The sequence below is a fragment of the Dyadobacter bucti genome (genome assembly GCF_005869225.1).
GTDB lineage: Bacteria > Bacteroidota > Bacteroidia > Cytophagales > Spirosomataceae > Dyadobacter > Dyadobacter bucti.
Window position 1 is genome coordinate 26,410 of record NZ_SWFP01000015.1, and the last position, 18,121, is coordinate 44,530.

An 18,121-nucleotide genomic window follows, 5' to 3' on the forward strand; every position below is an offset into this window, starting at 1 on the left:
TCTGATCTGTTTATTATCCTCCCACCTTGGTAAATGAGAGTGATCCCAGTTTCCAACCTTCTTTTTGCTGCACATACACTTCCGTCACTTCAAACTCGTTGGTGACTTCGCGGCCGCCAACGACCGCTAACAGTGTAATCCTGTTTAAAAGGATAGCCGTTGATCCAATGATGTTAACAGATACTTTATGGATATCTGCCTTTTTGTAATGAATACCCCCGGACTTGATGATATTGACTTCCTGCTGTTTGCCCCATGATCCTCCCATGTGAACAAAGACAGCCTTTTCATCAAAGAGCGCCGCAAGCGAGTCTGCATTCTTGTCTGCCATCCATTGCCATTTCGTTTTAGAAAGTGCAATGATTTTCTGCTCGGCGCTATTTTCAGCTTGCGCGAATGCTACCTGAGATCCTAGGATCAAGCCCGCTGCAAGCATCAGGCAGGTAAAATTTCTGGCGATTGTTCTATCTACGTTTGATTTCATTGTATCCCAGGTTTAATGTTTAATGACATGCGTATCGCGCACGCTGCTGAATGTAAGCGCCAACAGTTTCCAGTCACTGGCCTGTTTTGTATAAACCTCTGTAACAGTAAACTCTGTATTGGCTTCATTGCCCCTTACCATCGCTGAAAGCATAATCCGGCTCCAAATGATTGCCGTGTTACCCACAATCTCGACAGCAACATCTTTGACGTCTGCGTTTTTATACCAGATGCTTCCGGTCTTGATGATTTCCAGCTCTTCGTCTTTTTTCCAGGTGCCGCTCATATGGACAAATTTTGCTTTGTCATCAAAGAGCTTGGCCAGCTCGTCCACGTTCTTGTCAGCCATCCATTGCCACTTCTTTTTTGAAAGGTCAATGATATGCTGCTCCTGCCCAGCTGCGCCTTGTGCCAGTGATGATTGAGTACCTGCCAGCACGGAGCATAGCGCTAAAAACGTAGATGCCAAAATAGATTTGAAAAATGATTGAGAATGCAATTGCATGAGTAATAAGTTGATTTAGAGGTTAAATATTAATTTCTCGGCCTCGTGTAGGCTATTTGTCGTCGAGCTTTCTTTCACCTAGCCATTTCGCCATATTGGGATCACGGTGATCAAAGAAGCTACTCGCATTGGTATCAAGAGATTTGATCGCGTCCATATCTTGCGCGCTCAGCTGGAAATCAAAAATGCTCAGGTTCTCTGCCATTCTTTCTTTACGGACTGATTTGGGAATTGCAATCACCCCCCGCTGCGTGAGCCAACGGACGACTACCTGCGCGATTGTTTTGTTATATTTTTGACCAATCGAGGCTAAGAGCTCATTTTGAAACAAGCCGTTTTTACCTTCTGCGAATGGCCCCCAGGACTGGATCTGCACATTGTTTTCTTCCAGGAACTGTTGTGTCTGGATCTGCTGGTGAAAAGGGTGCGTTTCAATCTGGTTGACTGCCGGCACTATTTCGTTATGGATGATCAGGTCAATGAGCCTGTCAGGTTGGAAGTTACTTACACCAATTGCCCTGATTTTACCCTCCTTATATAGTTCCTGCATTGCACTCCACGCTCCATACACATCGCCGAATGGCTGGTGGATCAAATACAAGTCCAGGTAGTCCAGCTGTAACTTTTTCAGCGATACTTCAAATGCCTTTTTGGTATCCTGGTATCCGTTGGATTGTATCCAGAGCTTTGTAGTGATAAAGAGCTCTTCCCTGGCAAGGCCACTTTTCTTTATTGCATTCCCTACGGCTTCTTCGTTCTGGTAGGCCGCTGCCGTATCAATCAGGCGGTAACCTGTATCGATCGCGTCCAATACACTTCTCTCACATTCTGCCAGGTCCGGCACTTGAAAAACCCCGAACCCCAGAATTGGCATTTCTACGCCGTTATTTAATTTTACTGTTTCCATAGTGGTCTTTGTTTTGATGATGCAAAGTTCCGCCTTTCCAGGGGCATGTTTGGTATATAGATTCCCGTTTTCTCTACCAATATTCCCGGTAGAAGATTGGGTCAGACCCAGTCAGGAAAGCTATGCCAGAACCGCTTTCAGTCTATTTCTCCGCAGCCTTCTGCATCACATCTAGCCGTGCTTTTTTAGGGTCGGGCCCGCCCATAGCTGAGCCGTCAGAGCGGAACTCGATGATTTCGTTTTTCCCTGGATAATAAACCGGCCACTTTGGTAAGCCCTTACCATTCGGGTCTGATGTCTTGGCAAAATTGGCCCAATACGTGTTCATCATCGTAGCAACCTGTTTGTCTGTTGGTGCAATTGTAGCTCCGTTGCGCTCCATCAGATTGTCAAAAACATAAGCGATTTCGGAAGCATGCGATGCACCAAAACGCATCCGCTGTTGCATAGCAGCTGCAACATAGGAGAAAAGATAAACGTAGGCTTTGTCACCTTTGGCTGTGACCGCACTTGCAGTAAACCGGGCTGGCTCTGCCCAAACTTTATCGGTGTTGACCATCGAAAGCATTTGAGCGAAGTCTGTTTTACCATCCGGATCATAGGCAGCAGTCATTTCCTTACGTACAGGTTCAAATTGTGCGAGCAATTCGTCCTTTGACCTTGCATTCACAAAGCCAGCCGGTACTTCTGCACTATTCGAACCAATGATGATTGGAACACGGATCTGCCTGCCTGCCTTATATGCCTGCTCGAATGTCTCTACAACCAATTTGCCGTCCAGGATCGGCCCGGCGTAAATCAGCGCCCCGCCCTGGCCATTGCTTTCTTGTCCATTATCGACAATATCTTCTACAGAAAGTGAGCGCAGTTTGTCCAAGGCTGCTGCATCCTTACCCTGGATACCATGTTTAGCAGCAAAGTTTACACCTATTGTCTCAGCGGAAACAGGGTAGTATTTATCGGCGTTTTCTTTACTGATCGGCCTGCTTGATAAAACGCCGTCACGGCCGCCGCCCGACTCGATAATTGCCTTTTGAAAAAGGCCTTTCGCAGATGGAATGGTCAGCAGTGAATGCACTGAAACCCCACCCGCAGACTCGCCGAAAATCGTCACATTCTTTGGATCACCACCAAATGCGGCAATATTCTGCTGCACCCATTTAAGCGCCGCGATCTGATCCATATAGGCATAACTTCCTTTGGGCTCATTGGGATGCTCAGCGCTTAATGCAGGGAACGCAAAATGTCCGAGCCGACCAAGGCGATAATTGAAATTCACCAGAATGACGCCTTGTTTGGCAAACTGAGTGCCGAAAGTTTCAGGATAGGAACTCCCACCGCCCACAAACCCGCCTCCGTAAATCCATACCATGACAGGTAGTTTGGCTCCCAGCTTGGCTGCACTAGGCTTCCATATATTTAGAAACAGACAATCCTCCGATGTATTTTCCCGGATCTTGCCCGCCTGGCGCGGCCAACCAGCCTGCGCACAATCTGCGCAAAATTTGGTTGCATCCTTTACCCCTTGCCACGCCGGGAATGGCTGCGGGGGCCGCCACCGGAATTCTCCAACCGGTGCTGCCGCATAGGGTATTCCTTTAAAGACATCAGCGTCTGCTTCTGTGAGTCCCCGCAAAGTTCCAGCGCTTGTCTGCACCGTAGGACTTGCGCTGGCATCCGTGTTGGGTGATGTTTGCTGGGCCTGCAAACCAAAACTTAAAATGAAAGTTAAACCTGTAAGTATGTTTCTCATTTTTTGGATATTTCCGCAGTTTAATTGGATTGTAAATTTCGGCTTTGCTTTCAGAGCAAATGGTATACAGATTCCCGATTTGTCTACCAATATTCCTGATTTGACTTTCCAGGTTTTCAACCGGGTAATGAATTGGGTAACTTTGGGCATATAAAATTCTCAGACTATGGAAGACATCATTCGTTTCGAAACTGTAAATCAATACAATGCATTTAACCAACAGGAAACACTGCACCCGCTGGTAACTGTGATTGATTTGTCAACCGCAAGTCCCAGAAAGAAGACCAGCCAATACATGGGCTGCTACGGGATTTTCTTAAAGGATGTCGTCTGCGGCGATCTTCGTTACGGGAAAGAATATTATGATTATCAGGAGGGCACGCTTGTCTTCATGTCTCCTGGACAGGTTTTCACTGTCGAAAATGACGGGGAGCTTTATCAACCCAAAGGCCACGCGCTCGTCTTTCATCCTGATCTGCTTTTAGGTATTCCGCTCAATGGGAAGATGCATGAATTTTCGTTTTTCGGTTATCAGGTCAATGAAGCGCTGCATTTGTCCCAGCGTGAAAGGCAGATTGTGATGGATTGTTTTGGCAAGATCAAGTATGAGCTAGAACACGCTATTGACAAGCACAGCAGAAAACTCATTGTCGCTAACCTTGAATTGTTCCTGGACTATTGCACACGCTTTTACGACAGGCAGTTTATTACGCGCGATAACATACACAGGGGAATCCTGGCAAAATTTGAGACCCTTTTGAGCAGTTATTTTAGCTCAGAGAAACCTCAGACCATTGGCTTGCCGTCTGTCTCGTATTGCGCCGAAGAGCTCAACCTGTCAGCAAAATACTTTGGTGACCTGGTTAAGAAAGAAACCGGCCAGACTGCCCAGGAATACATTCAAATGAAGGTGATTGAAGCCGCCAAGGAAAGGATATTTAGTAGCGACAAAACCGTTAACGAGATCGCCTTTGAATTGGGCTTTAAATATCCCCAGCATTTTAGCCGCCTGTTCAAACAGCGGATCGGGCAAACCCCAAATGAATACAGGATTTTAAGCAATCTCAATTAATCTAAAACCCCGCGAAATGCAGCCATCAAAAGGACTAATCCGTTTGCTATTAGCATTCCTGCTGACGCTTACGCATATCTTTGTAAGTGCCCAGGTAAAAGATGCCGGGTCGCCAAGCACGTCGATTTTCCCAAAAGGACAGCTGGCTCCAGCTAGCAATTTCACTGGAAAAGCATGGGTTCACCCATTGATCCAAGCTGATAGTGCTTTCAATATTCCAGTGTCTTCTGTGACCTTTGAGCCAGGTGCCAGGACATACTGGCATTCACATGGAGGTGGCCAGGGAATTATCGCTATCGATGGTGTTGGCTATTATCAGGAAAAAGGCAAGCCCATCCAAGTCCTTCGAAAAGGTGATGCAGTGAAATGCCCGCCCGAAACGCCGCATTGGCACGGTGCTTCTCCCGAAACCAGCTTTGTTCAAATGGCAGTGACACCTAATCATGCTAACGGAAGGGTCAAGTGGCTACAGCCGGTAACGGCTGCTGAATATTCTAATACAAAGTAATTTGAATTTGAAGCAAATAATGGCGCAGTTAAGCCTTCCCTCTGGATTAGAGTGAAAGTTAAAGTTTATGTTCACTTCTAAGTCTTTTTAGTTGTTTTTGCGCCTCCTCAGCCTCCTCTCGTCGCCTACTGAAAACTTCTTCTGCTTCCTTTACGGTTAGCTCATGTGCCTCACGCTTCTGCGTTTCAAGCTCTGCCCGGTCAGGGTCTTTGTAATAAATACTATCAACTCTCGCCGTAAGTGCCGGGCTGAGCTGCCTGGCAATCCGGAATTTGAGATCAGTTTCTTTCAGCCTGCTGCTTTCGTTGTAATTGCTAATAGCCACTGCGATGCTTATGGCCGTTGAGAGCAGCAAGGCTGCTGCCGAGATAATGAAGCCTTTCGAACGAAGGTCGAAATGATGGTGGTGCCTTACTTGTGATTCCTTCGGGGTAGTCACAAGTGCTTGCTTTATTTGGGAAAAGGTCTCCCAATGTTGAGCTGACGAATGATGTTCTAAATACTTTTTTAGCTCCATCAGCGTATCTCCAAGCGTCTTGTTTTGAAATTCAGTCGCCGTTTGGATCAGGCCCTCAATAGATGCACTTTTCCTAATCACAAGCGAAAGCACTTCTTCAATGGATTCGAGTTGTTCTTCTATCTTTTTCATAAGCTTTGTCCTAAGTATTTTTTACGTTTTTTCCTTTTTGATGGATTCGGATTCTGTTGTTCAAATTGCGGGACAGGTCGGAGCAAGTCATCCAGTATTTTATCGTCTGTGCTTTGCAGGGAGATAGGAGCGGGCCGAGATCTTTCTTGCAGCCGGTCGGGCAGATATTCCGGCTGCATCCGAAATGGCTGCGACATCGCCAGTTCCTGGTTGTGCCGGATCAACGCATCTAGCCTGCCAAAGCTTAAACTCCGATCTATCTTTGATCCTTTGAATTGCAGATCGCCTTTGGCAAAGCTGACACCTTGGATCTCACTAGTGCCAGATTTATACTTGAAAATGGTCTCGATGCCTTGCCTTTCCAACCTGGCGCGCAGTTCATTCCAGCTTGCAGCGGTTGCGCTTGCTGATTTGATAGCATCATACAATTCATATCTGATTTTGTCTGCACCTTTACGCTGCTGCCGGTTGACCTGCTGTTTTTCCTTACCCCAATGATATCCGTATCTGAGCGTGATCTCTTTGCAGACCTTGTGGTTCCTATCTTTCTGAAACCGGTCTGAGATGGTCTTCCCTTCGTTATTCACCCGGTTGTAGATGATATGTAGATGCGGATGGTTTTTGTCCTGGTGCTCCACAATAATAAACTGCGTGCTCATTATCTTCATCTTTTCCATGTACTCCAAAGCACGCTGCTTCATAATGTCAGGCGATAGTCTAGCGGCATCTTCCTTGCTCCAGCTCAGCGAGATATGCCCGACAGCTTTTGTCAAGTCCGGATTGACTTTCCTTTGCATGTTGAAATCCTGGATCATAGCTTGGACTTCACCTGTTCTTACACCTTCGGCCATTAACAGAGTGGCCTCCTGCTTTTCTATCACATACCGGACTACACCATCGAAATTGCTTCCAATCTTTACCTTACCGATCATCGATACTAAGCTGTTTTAAGGTCAGATCGATTTCTAAAAGCAGCTCCTTGCAACATTGCCTAATGAATGTCAAACCTTCCTTATGGGCAAGGTGCGTAAGCTGGTTCAGGTTGTTAGCCATACCGGTTAGTGTCCGCAGATGCCTGAGGTCATCGGGTTTGAGCCTGGCGATTACTTTTGCTTTCTTAGCAGCTTGTCTGAACCAGGCGCTTGGTTTCATGCCTGCATCCCTGGCTTTTTCTTCAATCAGAAAACGCTCCGTCTCGGTCAGCCTAACCATAAGCTGGCTCTGCCGCTTTACTTTTTTAGGTGGCCTGCCGCCTTTGGGATTGTAGGGCTTTGGGTCTTTGATTTCTGTCTTTTCCATCTCACATTCCATTATCTGTATTAACCCTTTTGCGACCAACGGGAGTAAAAGGCAAGTTTCCAGTCGCGCGGAAGCGGGACGGGTTTTTGCGAAGCGAAAACACAAACTTGCTCTCTGATGACTTTTACAAATGCAGCCCGCCAGACTTTTTGAAAGTCTGCTGCTCTTTGATCTGTTTTTCGTGCGATTTGCTTGACATTAGAAGCTCGTTGAGATCCTTGTGGTTTCGATAAATGCCCGAGGCGTCCACGCAGTTTAGTCCTGCATCCTGATATTTTCCAAATAGCTTTTTTCCCGCTTCGTCCCGGTCTGGATAGATGAAAACGGTCCGGTAATCTTTGAGAATTTCCAGGCTCCGGTCTGCCAGACTGACGGAATTGAGCACGAGAAAATAGCTTTGGACCGGCGTGTGTTTTCGCAGTGTTAAAAGAGAAAGGAAATCCATGAAGCCTTCCAATACACACACTGACTTGTGCCCGCTATTGATATGGGTAATGTCCTTTGGGGATGATGAGCCCTTGAAGTGCTGGCTTCTGAGCTCATAACCTCCTGAGCGGTTTTCGAAGCCGGCGGCATAGTAGCTCTTGTCTCCAACCTGGTAGTAAACCTCCTTGCAGTAAGGCCCGGCAATCGAAAGGTCAATGCCGCGCTTTTGCAAGTATTGGCTGATAGCAACGTTACTTCCCAAATCCTTTGTAGCAGTTATCTGGATCGCCGTTTGGATAGTGTCAGGGGTAACGCTACTCTGTATATGCGCAGCCCTTGCAGCGAACAGTTGCGGGTGAAACAAAAAATGTTCAGACCCAAGTTTTTGCAGCAATGCTTTTGTATCGCATTGGAAAAGCTGGCGGCCCAAGTCGATGATATCGCCTCCCTGGCCGCTGCCGTGGTCATAGTAAAGATTCAATTTTGCATTGACCTTGAATGATGGCGTCTTCTCGTCGCGTAAAGGCGAAAGGTACCAATAGTCCTGGCCGCGGACGTGTTGCGGATGGATGTTGCAGTTTTGCAGGAGTTCGACAATGGAAATCTCCCTGGCTTGTTCACAAGTCATAGTGATCGTTTTGATGTTGAATGAATGCATCTCAAAAACCGCGGTTTCTACGGGGTTAATGCACCTTGTTTTTGATGATCTGATGAAAATTGTATTTAAGCAATTGAAAACAAGTAGGTTATGGCTCATCAGGACTTCATCATTTTCATCAACTTTTTGTCCTTTCAACCGCAAACCTTCATAGTATTTTCATTTTGATGAAGCTCTGATGAACATTTGATGAATGATAGTGTATTCACAACCAGTTACTTATGTTCTATTTTCATCAAATCATCAGTTTATCAAGCTGGTCTTGGTCAATTTGATAGTAGCGCCCGCGGTGCTGGCTTTCAAAGACACTGCTGTCGGAAAGCAGGGTGTACCTGGTATAGGCATTCGAATTAGGGCTCGGCTTTAAGCCCCACTCGGTCTGCAATACGCGCTTGATCTGTGTAGAATCTATACCGCGCATTCCGCGCGTGGCAAGCCAGTTCAATGCGTCAGCTGTGCAAAAACATAACTTCGAAAGATCTCGGGCATCCATCACGTATTGAAGTGCCTCTATTAATTCAAGTTCGACCCTGCTGCGGTTGCGTTTGATCAGCTTTTTGAGCGCAGGTGTTTGGATCTGTTTGACATCAAACCACATCCTGGACTGGTTGGTGCTCCAAAGCGGGCGATTGAGCAAGAAATCCAGAAATGCCGGGATCTCTGACTGCAACTCGGCGAGCAAGCGGATGTTTTCTTTTGCAAAAGGCTCGATTTTTCTTACCCAGTACCGGGTCTCACCTGGCTCGATGAAAACGAAACTGTCCTCATTATTGGAACAAAGCACGAACTTACCAAAGAACTCCACTTCGTTGCGGTCCTTGCCCTTTGCCTCGGACTTATATTTAAGCGCCGTACTCAGGTTTTTGATCCTTTCACTATCCTGCTTTCGTTCCAGGAACGTCTCGTCGATTGCAATGATCAATGCCGATACCCAGTCATCATTGAAGTTCGAGCTGAATTCTTCATTGGTGTTAACGGTCATATTCCGGCCGAAAATCGATTTAAGGAAATTAAGAAAGGTGGTTTTTCCCGTGCTCCGTTCCCTGCTGACCAGACAAAGGATGGGCAGCTTCTGAAGGGGATTTTTCAAAAGCAACGTCAGGTAGTCCAGCCCAAGTTCGTACTGTTCCCCAAAGATATGCCTCACGAATTCTTGACATGTTTCACATTTACCTGCCTTCGTTTCGTGCTCAAAGGGGTGGTAAAGGTTATAGAACTTGCCGATAACCTGTTGGAAACCGAAATGATCGGGGAACCGGCAGAAACCGTGCAGCTTGGGGATCTCTGAAACGAAATCCCTCCCATAATCGGCCTTGATGCATTCAACTGACCAAAGGGACAATTTACTTTCAAATGACCCATCCAGGTTTGGACGGTCAACGAGTTTGTAATAGCTGGTCCCAATCCGGACGTATCCGGTCCTTGTTATTGCAGTAGCAATATCTTGTTCGTGTCTGGCTTTCATGACAAGGAGGGTTTATCGGTTTGACCGGAGCCATTCGATCAGCTCTTTGCGGAAGAAAATATTTCGGCTGCCACTTTTGTGAAAGGGGATCTTTCCTTGTGAGCAGTAGGCATAGACCGTCTGCTTTGATTTTTTCACCAGCAATGCGGCTTCCTCGATCTCCATGGGGTGTTCGGTATCGTCGGCTATCTTTCTAGTGATCACGCGCTCTACGACTGTCTCGATCAGCGGCTCGGATACATTGAGTAGTGCTTTCTCGACAAGTCTCTGGACAAGGCCGTCAAATGTCGTCTCTTCCTCCCGGTAGGTGCTTTTGGTAATGTTTGATGGGTAAGTTTTCATTTTGGCAATTGTTAATAGTGATTGAAAAACAATTGCAAATGAAATTCGAAGAGGCTTCAAAATGGGTCATCTGACATGACAAGAGACCCGACATTGATAAACAGAAGTAAAGAATGGATTAGTCGGGTAACCTGGAAGCATCTAACGAGGCGGTCACTTCATTGTAGAAAGCCCAGGCAACGTCGTTTCTGTCTTTGTTTTCAAGCTGGGTCATAAAGTCTGTGACTGCCAGGTCAGATAGGATGTTGCGCCCGAACCGGATTGAAAAGCTGGCGGTATAGATATCAACCCGTTCCAGTTGGGTGCAATCGAAGAACCGCTCGTTAATGACACCGAGGTGCTTTAAAATGTAGGGTAATGCAAGGATGTGGGTGAGTTTATGAAATGTGTTTTTCCTGGGGACGAAATGAGACCGGCTGTTTAAGATGCCGCGCTGGCAGAGCTGCCCTTTGAAGCTTTCTATGTCCACGCCTTTCAGGTAACTGTACAGGTCGCCTGCAGGACTTTTAGTCGGCCGATATACGGGAGTAGCAGGGGCGGAAGTTGTCGCCGGGATGTTTTGGAGCTGGGCTGTATGTTGGGCAAGATCAATGGCCCGTTGCCAAAACCTAAGTCCCATTCGTGGGTACTTGCTATACCCATCAACAGGATAGAATTTGCTTTCAGCTGTGCGGAGCTTAACAAGATGTTCACTGACTTGCTTGGGATTAAGCTGATCCAGTATCAGCTGCCAGGATTCTATCCAATAATCAAATAGTGAGACATTGTTAAACGAAGCAGGCTGGCCGTAGATGACATAGTACAGGACTTCCCGTAATTCGGTCCTGTTAAAATCAGGGTCATCCTTTCCGAAAAAAGTAATTCCGGAAATGCGCTCGGAGAACACAGCAAGTTCGCTTTTCCTGGAAGCAATAAAACCGCCAACGATTTCTGACCGGAGATAAATTAATGCGGCCCATTCGACTAGCAGCTCGCCAAGTTGTTTAATAACGGCTTCCAGCTCGATGCCCCAATTTTGAAGGACTGTACATTCGCTTGTTGCAAACTCGGTAATGCTGGGATCATCGTCATTGAAAAACCGGAAAAACCCATTGTTTTCCAGTAGAGCCAATCTTTCCGGAACAATATCCATAGTTAGAAATTCAAAAGGCGGCTAGTGATTGTTTTTAGACGTTCGTCTTCAATACTTCCCACGTAACCCTCTGTGGTGGTGATACTTTTGTGGCCGGTCATCGATTTGATCTCCATGAGTGTACCACCTTCAGAGATCAGTTTAGTTACAAAGCTGTGACGCGCCACGTAGGTCGTTATCTCTTTTTCAATTTTAAGCTTCTCACCGATGCGCCGCATGTATTTGTTGATTTGCTTAACGAGCTGTTGCACCGCCCTTTTCACTTTTAATGAATCCATACTTTCGTCCAGCACGGGGAAAATATAATTTTCATCAATAGGTGCATTGCCCCATTCCTCGATAATCTGTTTCATTCTAGGCAACAAGTGCACTTCTATCAGCGTACTCTCCCGGTTGGTCCTTTTTGTTTTTTCACGTACAAAAACGACACGATCAGACCTAAGATTGGCATATTTAAGCCGTGCCATATCGGTTGGGTTCATTCCGTTCCCCATGTACATGAAGAGCCAGTATGCCAGGTACCGTTGTTCGAACTGGTCAGGTTGATAGTTGATGATTTTACGCAGATCTTCATTAGACAAAGCGCGTTTAGAATTCTTCTTGGTAGGGATTACATAGCGGCGAGGGCCAAATGGATACTCCTCCATTTTTTGTTTGTCGCTATCGATCATAATATTGACCACAGCACGTAGGTTCCGCAAATAAAATCCCACCGTAGTCAACGTGGCCCCATTGTCAACCATCCACTTCTCGTAGGCCCGCAGAAAACGGACATTGATGCTTCCCAAAGAAAGCTTCTTTTTTGCGTGAAACTTCTTAAAACTAGTGAGGGCATTTTCGTAGGTGATCGCCGTTCCTATTCTGTCATCGGATTTCAATGAAGCGATCTTTTCTTCGATCGCTTCGAATACATCGTCCGAATCAGTAGAAGGCCGGTGAGCCGCCCGGTCCTCAAAAAGATCGAAGCTAAAAACCTTCATTTGGGAGATGATTTGATTGGCATCAGTGACGTGCTTGTTCAGGCCCTTGCTGACCGCTAAAAGCTGCGCATACTCCTTTGTCCCAATGTATTTTTTCGCCCGCAGAAGCTCGCAATCACGCTGCCTTACAAAATCTTCCTCAGTCATATCCTGACCTGTCGGGTAGTACTTGGATTCACGGCGGTACGTAATTCGGAGTTTTACCGGATACAATCCTTCTTTTTTTGCAAACCTTTTATCCAGGATGAGTGCCAATTTCGGGGCTGATGCTACCATACTGCAAGATTTTACCGTCAAAAATTTGCAAACAATTTGCAAACATTTTCAATAAATATAGGTAAACAGTAGTAAACTAAAAAATAAAAAACATTGAAATTAGCTCGTATGGGCACTTTTACTTGTAGGCATTTACTGCCATTTACCACTTTTCGCTGACTTGTAATCAGTAGGTCGTTGGTTCGATCCCGACTGGGGGCTCTTGAAAGTCAAGCACTTAGCATTAATTTGCTAGGTGCTTTTTGCTTTACTTGCAATAAAAGTTGGACTAGTTTTTTTCAAGGAGAAGCTGTGTCGACCGGTCAGTTGTGGATCAAGTCCTAAATTTGTGGAGCGCATAGGATTTTTTAGATAAAATTAGATGGTGGTTAAGCGTCAGCTAGTAGGGTGTTGGAATTAGGTGGAAAACCGGGAAGAAAATTGGATGCATCTTGATAGAAGCTGCTAACTTTAATTGTATTGCTATTGGCGGTCCGGTTTGTGGGTCGGATGGGGCGAACTAAAGCAATGAGTGCTATGCCCGGTCTGCCGGTATGATTCCTATACAACATGAAGGTGTCAGTGATGTATTTAACTTGCCTACTGGAACGCAATTTTTGTTGTTCATTTTTTACCGTTTCCTGAATCTTTAAAAATTATTTCTTTACAAGCAGTATCCGGCACGGTTTATTGTCTCCTAGTTACAATACGTTTATTAAAATACTCATCCGAATTAAACTTATGAAAAAGATTTTACAACTCATTTTACTTCTCGCATTATCAACCACCCCAGCCTGGTCGCAGACGTGCAGTGTCGCAGCATTCAAAACGCAGGCTGATGTTGATAATTTTAGCACGGCCTATCCTGGATGTACGGTGCTTAATGGCAATGTGGGCATCGTTTCGACCAACATAACAAACCTGGACGGGCTGCGGAGTGTCACACGGATCGCCGGATCTCTAAACATCAATTTTAATCCAAACTTGGTCAGTATCGCCGGTTTGTCTTCCCTGGAACAACTGGACGGCTCACTTAATATTGAAGACAATGATAACCTGCTCACTATCGATGGCCTGCAAAAATTGGTGCGGCCGTTACAACGTATTAGGATAGTTTACAATGAACGACTTACAAGTATCGCTGCGCTTAGTGGCGTTACCCGAATCTATAACACACTGTCCATCGGTGCAAATCCAGCTTTGACTAGTTTGGAAGGACTGCACAATGTGACGGCAGTATTTGGAGCAGTTTCTATAGCGCAAAATGACATTATTCGGGATCTAAATGGACTTAGAAGACTTAAACAGGTGAGATGGTACCTGCACATCGGCAATAATAAAAACCTCAAAAGTCTAAAAGGGATGGCGCGGATGGAATCTTTGGACGGATATCTTGAAATTTCGGGTAATAACGCATTAACCAGCATTTCGGAGCTTGCGCAATTGAAAAGCGCCAATTCTATTGTGATTACTAACAATACACTTTTGTCCGAATGTGCGATCAAGATAATTTGTGAGAAGGTTAAACTAGGAGATACCAACATTTCAGGGAATGCTGTGGGCTGCTCCACCGACGAGGAAGTCAGGTTGTCCGATGCCTGTACGCCTAAAACGCTGCTACGCATAAATGCCGGCGGACCGGCTTTCACGACTGCGACCCAAAAACTATTTGTCGCTGATCAGTATTATGCTGGTATCGACCGTACGAGCTCCATCGCCTCGGGAGATATTCTCAACACGACCAATGATGTGCTTTATCGCTCCGGACGCTGTTCACCTTCTTTTAGCTACAACATTCCAGTTACCAATGAACTGGTGAATGTGATCCTGCATTTCGCAGAGACTTATTTTGGCGCACCAGGTAAAAAAGGCGGCGCGGGCAGCAGACAGTTTAATGTTAACATAGAAGGAAGCCGCAAGCTTACTAATTACGACATTTTTGCCGAGGCTGGGGGAGCGCTGCGTGCAGTTCAGCTGACAATCCCAGTCATGGTCACTGACGGCATGCTAAACATAGATTTTCTTACTGGTGCGGCAGACCTTCCGAGAGTTTCAGCCATTGAAGTGACTGCAAGCCCAACTTTGTCACCAGTGGCCGATGGTATGATAAATATGGGTATTTATAGAAATACCAATTACGGTTCTGCGAAATATCTAAACGTTCGTCGGGTTCTTAACCAAGAACCCACCTATATCGGTGATGCCTTAACCTATATAAAATTTCAACTCCCCGTCGGAAAGGCTGAAATCACCTCGGCCAAACTGCGCCTCTATACGTCTACCTATTGGGAAAGCGCTGACATCCATGCCTATGGCGTCAATGATGATAGCTGGACAGAGGAGACCCTTACCGGAAACAATGCGCCTGCCGCCTCAACTTCGTCACTTGGGTCTACCACCGTGAATGAAGTTGCCCAATATCGTGAAATTGATGTGACCAGTTATGTCAATGCACAGCGGCAATCTGGTGACGTACTGGTAAGTTTTATGTTAGACGATCCAAACAAAACGAGTGTCACGGCAACTGTGAACAGCAAGGAATTAGGCGCTCTGGGGCCTCAGCTCGTGTTTCAGACTACACCCATTGTCCAGACTTCAAACATGACTGCACGCTTGGGCGAGGAAGTAATTTTGTCAGAAGTTCAGGAGAAACAGCCTTCGATTGTTTTTCCAAACCCCATCAAAGGTCAGTTTACAGTTTCGCTTTCAGCAGAACATTCCGGGCCAGTTTCTTTTGAGCTGATCAATGCAAGCGGAACGAGTCACGCTATTCAGACCCCTCAAAATGCCAAACCAGGTGAAAATGCAGAAGTCAACATCGCTGGAATGTTATTAAATCCAGGCATTTATTTACTGAAAATAAAGTCGGATGCATTTACAGAGATAGTGAAGACTCTTGTCACAGAGTGAAGTACGACAATGAGCAAGAAAAGAAGTCGCTCAGAGATGGGCGGCTTCTTTGTATTTAGAGCCATATAAGTGGAATTGCAACAATAAAGAGGACAAAAGATTAAGCCGCAATTTTCTGTCGAAGGGGGGGATTGAATGTTTCTTTAGTATTTGTAAACAACCGTCGTCCCAATCTTCCGCGTATTATGTCAAAATTGCGAAGCATTCCCCCGGAATATAACTGCCCTGAATTACAGTACTCCCACCCTTGAATTTTGACACTGTGATTAAACGGGAAAAACACCCGGAGGGTCGTGAAGAACACCCTATTTTCTAACCTGGTTTTTCGGGAAAATGTTAATCGGGTATTTTTGCATAACCCCTTTTTCGGCGGTTTTAAATGGAGAGTGTTATCGATAAGGTAGCCCCGGTTCGGGGCTACCTTTTGTGTGAGAACGTACCGCTAAATAACCTCTACGGCGATCTGAAGTATATTTGTCAGGTTCCGATTCATTTAGGATAACCGGTTTCGAAGTTGGATTGGCACATTTATTTTACATAGCTCTGTCTATCTTTTATCCCAACGATATAACGTAATACTGGTCAAGCGTGGTTCGAAACGGGCCACTCTTCCTTTATTGCAGCGCCAGAATTCAATAAGAAAGTATAGGAAGTTGGGTAGGATTATTACGGTGTTCGGGAATATCTATGGTTAATCTAAGTCTGCCAGACGAAAATTTATGCTTTTTTAATTGGCTCCTTTCTTTCATTCAATAGCAATGAATCTCAAGGTTGATTTCAGGACTGCTTCCAAACAGTTAATAACAATTACGCACGGATTTCTGGATCATCATCAACTCTATAAAAGGCGTTCTGTTCTAAGCCATTCAAACCAGGCAGCCAGGGAGATAGTTTTGGTTACATGGAACAAGCTGCGATTATACGTGTTGACTTCCAATCCGTCGGTTTGCAAGAATTTTATTGTTGATTGAAATTTGTCCCTATCTACAAAATTCCAGACTTCGGTGGAATCCATCAATAACTCACTGGATTGTTCGTAAAGGCGTAATGTAAATTGCCTGCCGAAATCACCAACTGTCGCCTTCTGATGTCTTAGCCTGACGTGCTCCGGCAATATTCCTTTCATGGCTTCTCTGAAATGTACCCGCCCCTGTCCGTTTCCAAACTTCATGATGGCAGGTATGGAAACACATAGCTCGAACAGTTCCTTATCATAAAACGGGGATGTGTTTTTGAATCCGTAAAAGTTTCCCAATGCAAATCTCTCTTCATTAAGCGCAATTGCGTGCTGATTATAAACATCCTCGAACCATTGCTGATAAACCATTGGAATATCGCCGCGTAACGTCTCAGAAAGTTTCGGAGCAGAATTCAGTTGTGTGAGCGATATGTCCTGAAAGTCGCCACGAAGTATATTCATGGGTTGAATTGAAGGCTTTGTTAATTTGGCAGCTAATGCCTTAAGGCTTTGTTTTAGCAAATAAGGGAGCGATATTTCAAATTGGCTGGCAGTTTCTTGATATAGTTGACAGCACTCTGAAATCCCCAGTTTTGTAAATTTTGCAGCAAGCCGCTTGTAAAGGAAATTCTGCTCTACAATCCGGGCTTTTTCATCGCAAGTCAGGTTGACCCAGTGGGGATATTGATCTGCCAGTGAAAAGTATCCAACTCGTTTCCGAAGAAGGCTTTTCAGCATTTGCCATTGTTTATCCCTGTAAAGCCACTCCAATAGCTCCAAACCGCTTCCCACAACAGAATCTCCATCGTTGCCATTCATGAGAATACTACAACCTATTTCCCTTGCCAGGCGGTAAACGGCCGCTGCCGACGAAGGAGACATTAAAGCCCCCTGGGGTCGGCCGAATATCGAGGTATTTGAAATAGTAATAGCGAAATCATCTGTTGATTGAACGACTTCGTGGTGAATAGAGCCGATGTTTTCTGCAACGCTCCTCGCATAAACATGATCATCACCTTTATATCCCCGCGTGCTGTAATAAAATGTATGAAGAGACTGCTCCGGGTGAAGGATTTTAGCAATTGAACTGACCGAAGAAGAGTCCAGACCGCCACTTAAATGTGATCCGAGTAAGCCGGAGAAGTTTTTTGTTTTCTGGTCAACGGATTTGGTCAGTAACTCCCGAAATGCGTCGCCACACTCAGGAAGTGTTTTTATGTCGGCCCACTGCGTAATGCTGAATTCTGCAAATGACGTATTGCTTTTTTTATCCGGGCTGATGACTAACAAGTGTCCCGGCAGTGCGGCGTTAATATGCCGGTAAAACGTGTCTTCTGAATAGTCGCGGGACTGGTCATTTCGAAAAGTTGCATAACCAAGTATGCGGTTGATATCGTAAGCCAGGTAGTTTCTTGCGGGCGGCATGCGAACGAGCGTCGCCAAATTGGTAGCAAACGCCAGAAACTGATTCGGAACGAGCAGATAATACAACGGAAACATCCCGAACAGATTCCGGGCTATTGAAAGCGTATTTCTTTTCGCATCGAACCAGATCCCAACGTCCACCTGGGCGGACGATTCTTTTAATTTCTGGGTGAACGCAAAAGATGAGGTCAAGGTTTTCGGCGTTTTAGAGCCTAACAACCTGACCTCATCAGTTTCTTCAACTCCAATCCAAACATTGTAGGGGACCGACTTTAAATCTTCTGAAAGTTCTATATAACCATTGCTCCAAACGATTACATCTTCATTGTTTCTGTAATTGTGAAAATGAGAGCCCTTGTTATAAAAATCGACAAATCCCTTAATATCCATTGGA

General features: G+C 45.5%; 16 protein-coding genes. 3 read left to right on the forward strand and 13 right to left on the reverse strand.

All coding sequences use genetic code 11. From position 1 onward, the window contains the following. Positions 1-13: 13 nt before the first annotated feature. From FBF61_RS31455 to FBF61_RS31470, 4 genes are all read right to left on the reverse strand, one after another. Positions 14-484: a nuclear transport factor 2 family protein gene (locus FBF61_RS31455; protein ID WP_310590295.1), complete on the reverse strand. Its 471-nt coding sequence runs from the start codon at positions 482-484 to the stop codon at positions 14-16. Positions 485-496: 12 nt separating this feature from the next. Continuing rightward, positions 497-988 (reverse strand): nuclear transport factor 2 family protein, encoded by a 492-nt coding sequence (locus FBF61_RS31460; RefSeq protein WP_138484965.1) that lies wholly within the window; start codon positions 986-988, stop codon positions 497-499. Positions 989-1,040: 52 nt separating this feature from the next. Beyond that, positions 1,041-1,895, reverse strand: a complete 855-nt coding sequence (locus FBF61_RS31465; RefSeq protein WP_138484966.1) for an aldo/keto reductase — start codon at positions 1,893-1,895, stop codon at positions 1,041-1,043. A gap of 142 nt (positions 1,896-2,037) precedes the next feature. Further along, positions 2,038-3,648: a carboxylesterase/lipase family protein gene (locus FBF61_RS31470; protein WP_138484967.1), complete on the reverse strand. Its 1,611-nt coding sequence runs from the start codon at positions 3,646-3,648 to the stop codon at positions 2,038-2,040. Positions 3,649-3,814: 166 nt separating this feature from the next. Here FBF61_RS31470 and FBF61_RS31475 point away from each other — a divergent pair, with 166 nt between their 5' ends. Together FBF61_RS31475 and FBF61_RS31480 are read left to right on the forward strand one after the other, a co-directional pair. After that, on the forward strand, positions 3,815-4,720 hold the full coding sequence (locus tag FBF61_RS31475) for a helix-turn-helix domain-containing protein (protein WP_138484968.1): 906 nt from the start codon (positions 3,815-3,817) through the stop codon (positions 4,718-4,720). Between the two features lie 16 nt (positions 4,721-4,736). After that, a complete protein-coding gene (locus FBF61_RS31480) occupies positions 4,737-5,228 on the forward strand; it encodes a cupin domain-containing protein (protein ID WP_138484969.1) in 492 nt (163 codons plus the stop codon). A 58-nt stretch (positions 5,229-5,286) separates the two neighbouring features. On the opposite strand, the gene FBF61_RS31485 is transcribed toward FBF61_RS31480, so the two are convergent. The 8 genes from FBF61_RS31485 to FBF61_RS31520 form a co-directional block, all read right to left on the reverse strand. Beyond that, positions 5,287-5,877, reverse strand: a complete 591-nt coding sequence (locus FBF61_RS31485) for a hypothetical protein (protein ID WP_138484970.1) — start codon at positions 5,875-5,877, stop codon at positions 5,287-5,289. After that, positions 5,874-6,809, reverse strand: a complete 936-nt coding sequence (locus tag FBF61_RS31490; RefSeq protein WP_138484971.1) for a relaxase/mobilization nuclease domain-containing protein — start codon at positions 6,807-6,809, stop codon at positions 5,874-5,876. The genes FBF61_RS31485 and FBF61_RS31490 overlap by 4 nt, the downstream gene beginning before the upstream one ends. Next, positions 6,799-7,176: a MobC family plasmid mobilization relaxosome protein gene (locus FBF61_RS31495; protein WP_166444661.1), complete on the reverse strand. Its 378-nt coding sequence runs from the start codon at positions 7,174-7,176 to the stop codon at positions 6,799-6,801. Before FBF61_RS31495 ends, FBF61_RS31490 begins: the two co-directional genes overlap by 11 nt. 124 nt (positions 7,177-7,300) lie before the next feature. Next, positions 7,301-8,230 carry a DUF8464 domain-containing protein gene (locus tag FBF61_RS31500; RefSeq protein ID WP_166444662.1) on the reverse strand — a complete coding sequence of 310 codons (930 nt, stop codon included), beginning with the start codon at positions 8,228-8,230 and terminating at the stop codon, positions 7,301-7,303. A 265-nt stretch (positions 8,231-8,495) separates the two neighbouring features. Then, positions 8,496-9,725 (reverse strand): primase-helicase family protein, encoded by a 1,230-nt coding sequence (locus tag FBF61_RS31505; protein WP_138484974.1) that lies wholly within the window; start codon positions 9,723-9,725, stop codon positions 8,496-8,498. A gap of 12 nt (positions 9,726-9,737) precedes the next feature. Beyond that, positions 9,738-10,067: a helix-turn-helix domain-containing protein gene (locus tag FBF61_RS31510; protein ID WP_138484975.1), complete on the reverse strand. Its 330-nt coding sequence runs from the start codon at positions 10,065-10,067 to the stop codon at positions 9,738-9,740. 118 nt (positions 10,068-10,185) lie between these two features. After that, positions 10,186-11,199: a hypothetical protein gene (locus FBF61_RS31515; protein ID WP_138484976.1), complete on the reverse strand. Its 1,014-nt coding sequence runs from the start codon at positions 11,197-11,199 to the stop codon at positions 10,186-10,188. Between the two features lie 2 nt (positions 11,200-11,201). Next, on the reverse strand, positions 11,202-12,455 hold the full coding sequence (locus FBF61_RS31520) for a tyrosine-type recombinase/integrase (RefSeq protein WP_138484977.1): 1,254 nt from the start codon (positions 12,453-12,455) through the stop codon (positions 11,202-11,204). Between the two features lie 720 nt (positions 12,456-13,175). Here FBF61_RS31520 and FBF61_RS31525 point away from each other — a divergent pair. Then, positions 13,176-15,344, forward strand: a complete 2,169-nt coding sequence (locus FBF61_RS31525) for a CBM96 family carbohydrate-binding protein (RefSeq protein WP_138484978.1) — start codon at positions 13,176-13,178, stop codon at positions 15,342-15,344. 838 nt (positions 15,345-16,182) lie between these two features. On the opposite strand, the gene FBF61_RS31530 is transcribed toward FBF61_RS31525, so the two are convergent. Then, positions 16,183-18,117 (reverse strand): asparagine synthase-related protein, encoded by a 1,935-nt coding sequence (locus FBF61_RS31530; protein WP_138484979.1) that lies wholly within the window; start codon positions 18,115-18,117, stop codon positions 16,183-16,185. Between the last annotated feature and the right edge of the window lie 4 nt (positions 18,118-18,121).

Bases quoted from the DNA above. Each gene is read 5' to 3' on its own strand.
- FBF61_RS31495 (WP_166444661.1), bottom strand. From the start codon at position 7,176: ATGGAAAAGACAGAAATCAAAGACCCAAAGCCCTACAATCCCAAAGGC.
- FBF61_RS31510 (WP_138484975.1), bottom strand. From the start codon at position 10,067: ATGAAAACTTACCCATCAAACATTACCAAAAGCACCTACCGGGAGGAA.
- FBF61_RS31530 (WP_138484979.1), bottom strand. From the start codon at position 18,117: ATGGATATTAAGGGATTTGTCGATTTTTATAACAAGGGCTCTCATTTT.
- FBF61_RS31485 (WP_138484970.1), bottom strand. From the start codon at position 5,877: ATGAAAAAGATAGAAGAACAACTCGAATCCATTGAAGAAGTGCTTTCG.
- FBF61_RS31525 (WP_138484978.1), top strand. From the start codon at position 13,176: ATGAAAAAGATTTTACAACTCATTTTACTTCTCGCATTATCAACCACC.
- FBF61_RS31475 (WP_138484968.1), top strand. From the start codon at position 3,815: ATGGAAGACATCATTCGTTTCGAAACTGTAAATCAATACAATGCATTT.
- FBF61_RS31460 (WP_138484965.1), bottom strand. From the start codon at position 988: ATGCAATTGCATTCTCAATCATTTTTCAAATCTATTTTGGCATCTACG.
- FBF61_RS31500 (WP_166444662.1), bottom strand. From the start codon at position 8,230: ATGACTTGTGAACAAGCCAGGGAGATTTCCATTGTCGAACTCCTGCAA.
- FBF61_RS31480 (WP_138484969.1), top strand. From the start codon at position 4,737: ATGCAGCCATCAAAAGGACTAATCCGTTTGCTATTAGCATTCCTGCTG.
- FBF61_RS31490 (WP_138484971.1), bottom strand. From the start codon at position 6,809: ATGATCGGTAAGGTAAAGATTGGAAGCAATTTCGATGGTGTAGTCCGG.
- FBF61_RS31470 (WP_138484967.1), bottom strand. From the start codon at position 3,648: ATGAGAAACATACTTACAGGTTTAACTTTCATTTTAAGTTTTGGTTTG.
- FBF61_RS31505 (WP_138484974.1), bottom strand. From the start codon at position 9,725: ATGAAAGCCAGACACGAACAAGATATTGCTACTGCAATAACAAGGACC.
- FBF61_RS31515 (WP_138484976.1), bottom strand. From the start codon at position 11,199: ATGGATATTGTTCCGGAAAGATTGGCTCTACTGGAAAACAATGGGTTT.
- FBF61_RS31455 (WP_310590295.1), bottom strand. From the start codon at position 484: ATGAAATCAAACGTAGATAGAACAATCGCCAGAAATTTTACCTGCCTG.
- FBF61_RS31465 (WP_138484966.1), bottom strand. From the start codon at position 1,895: ATGGAAACAGTAAAATTAAATAACGGCGTAGAAATGCCAATTCTGGGG.
- FBF61_RS31520 (WP_138484977.1), bottom strand. From the start codon at position 12,455: ATGGTAGCATCAGCCCCGAAATTGGCACTCATCCTGGATAAAAGGTTT.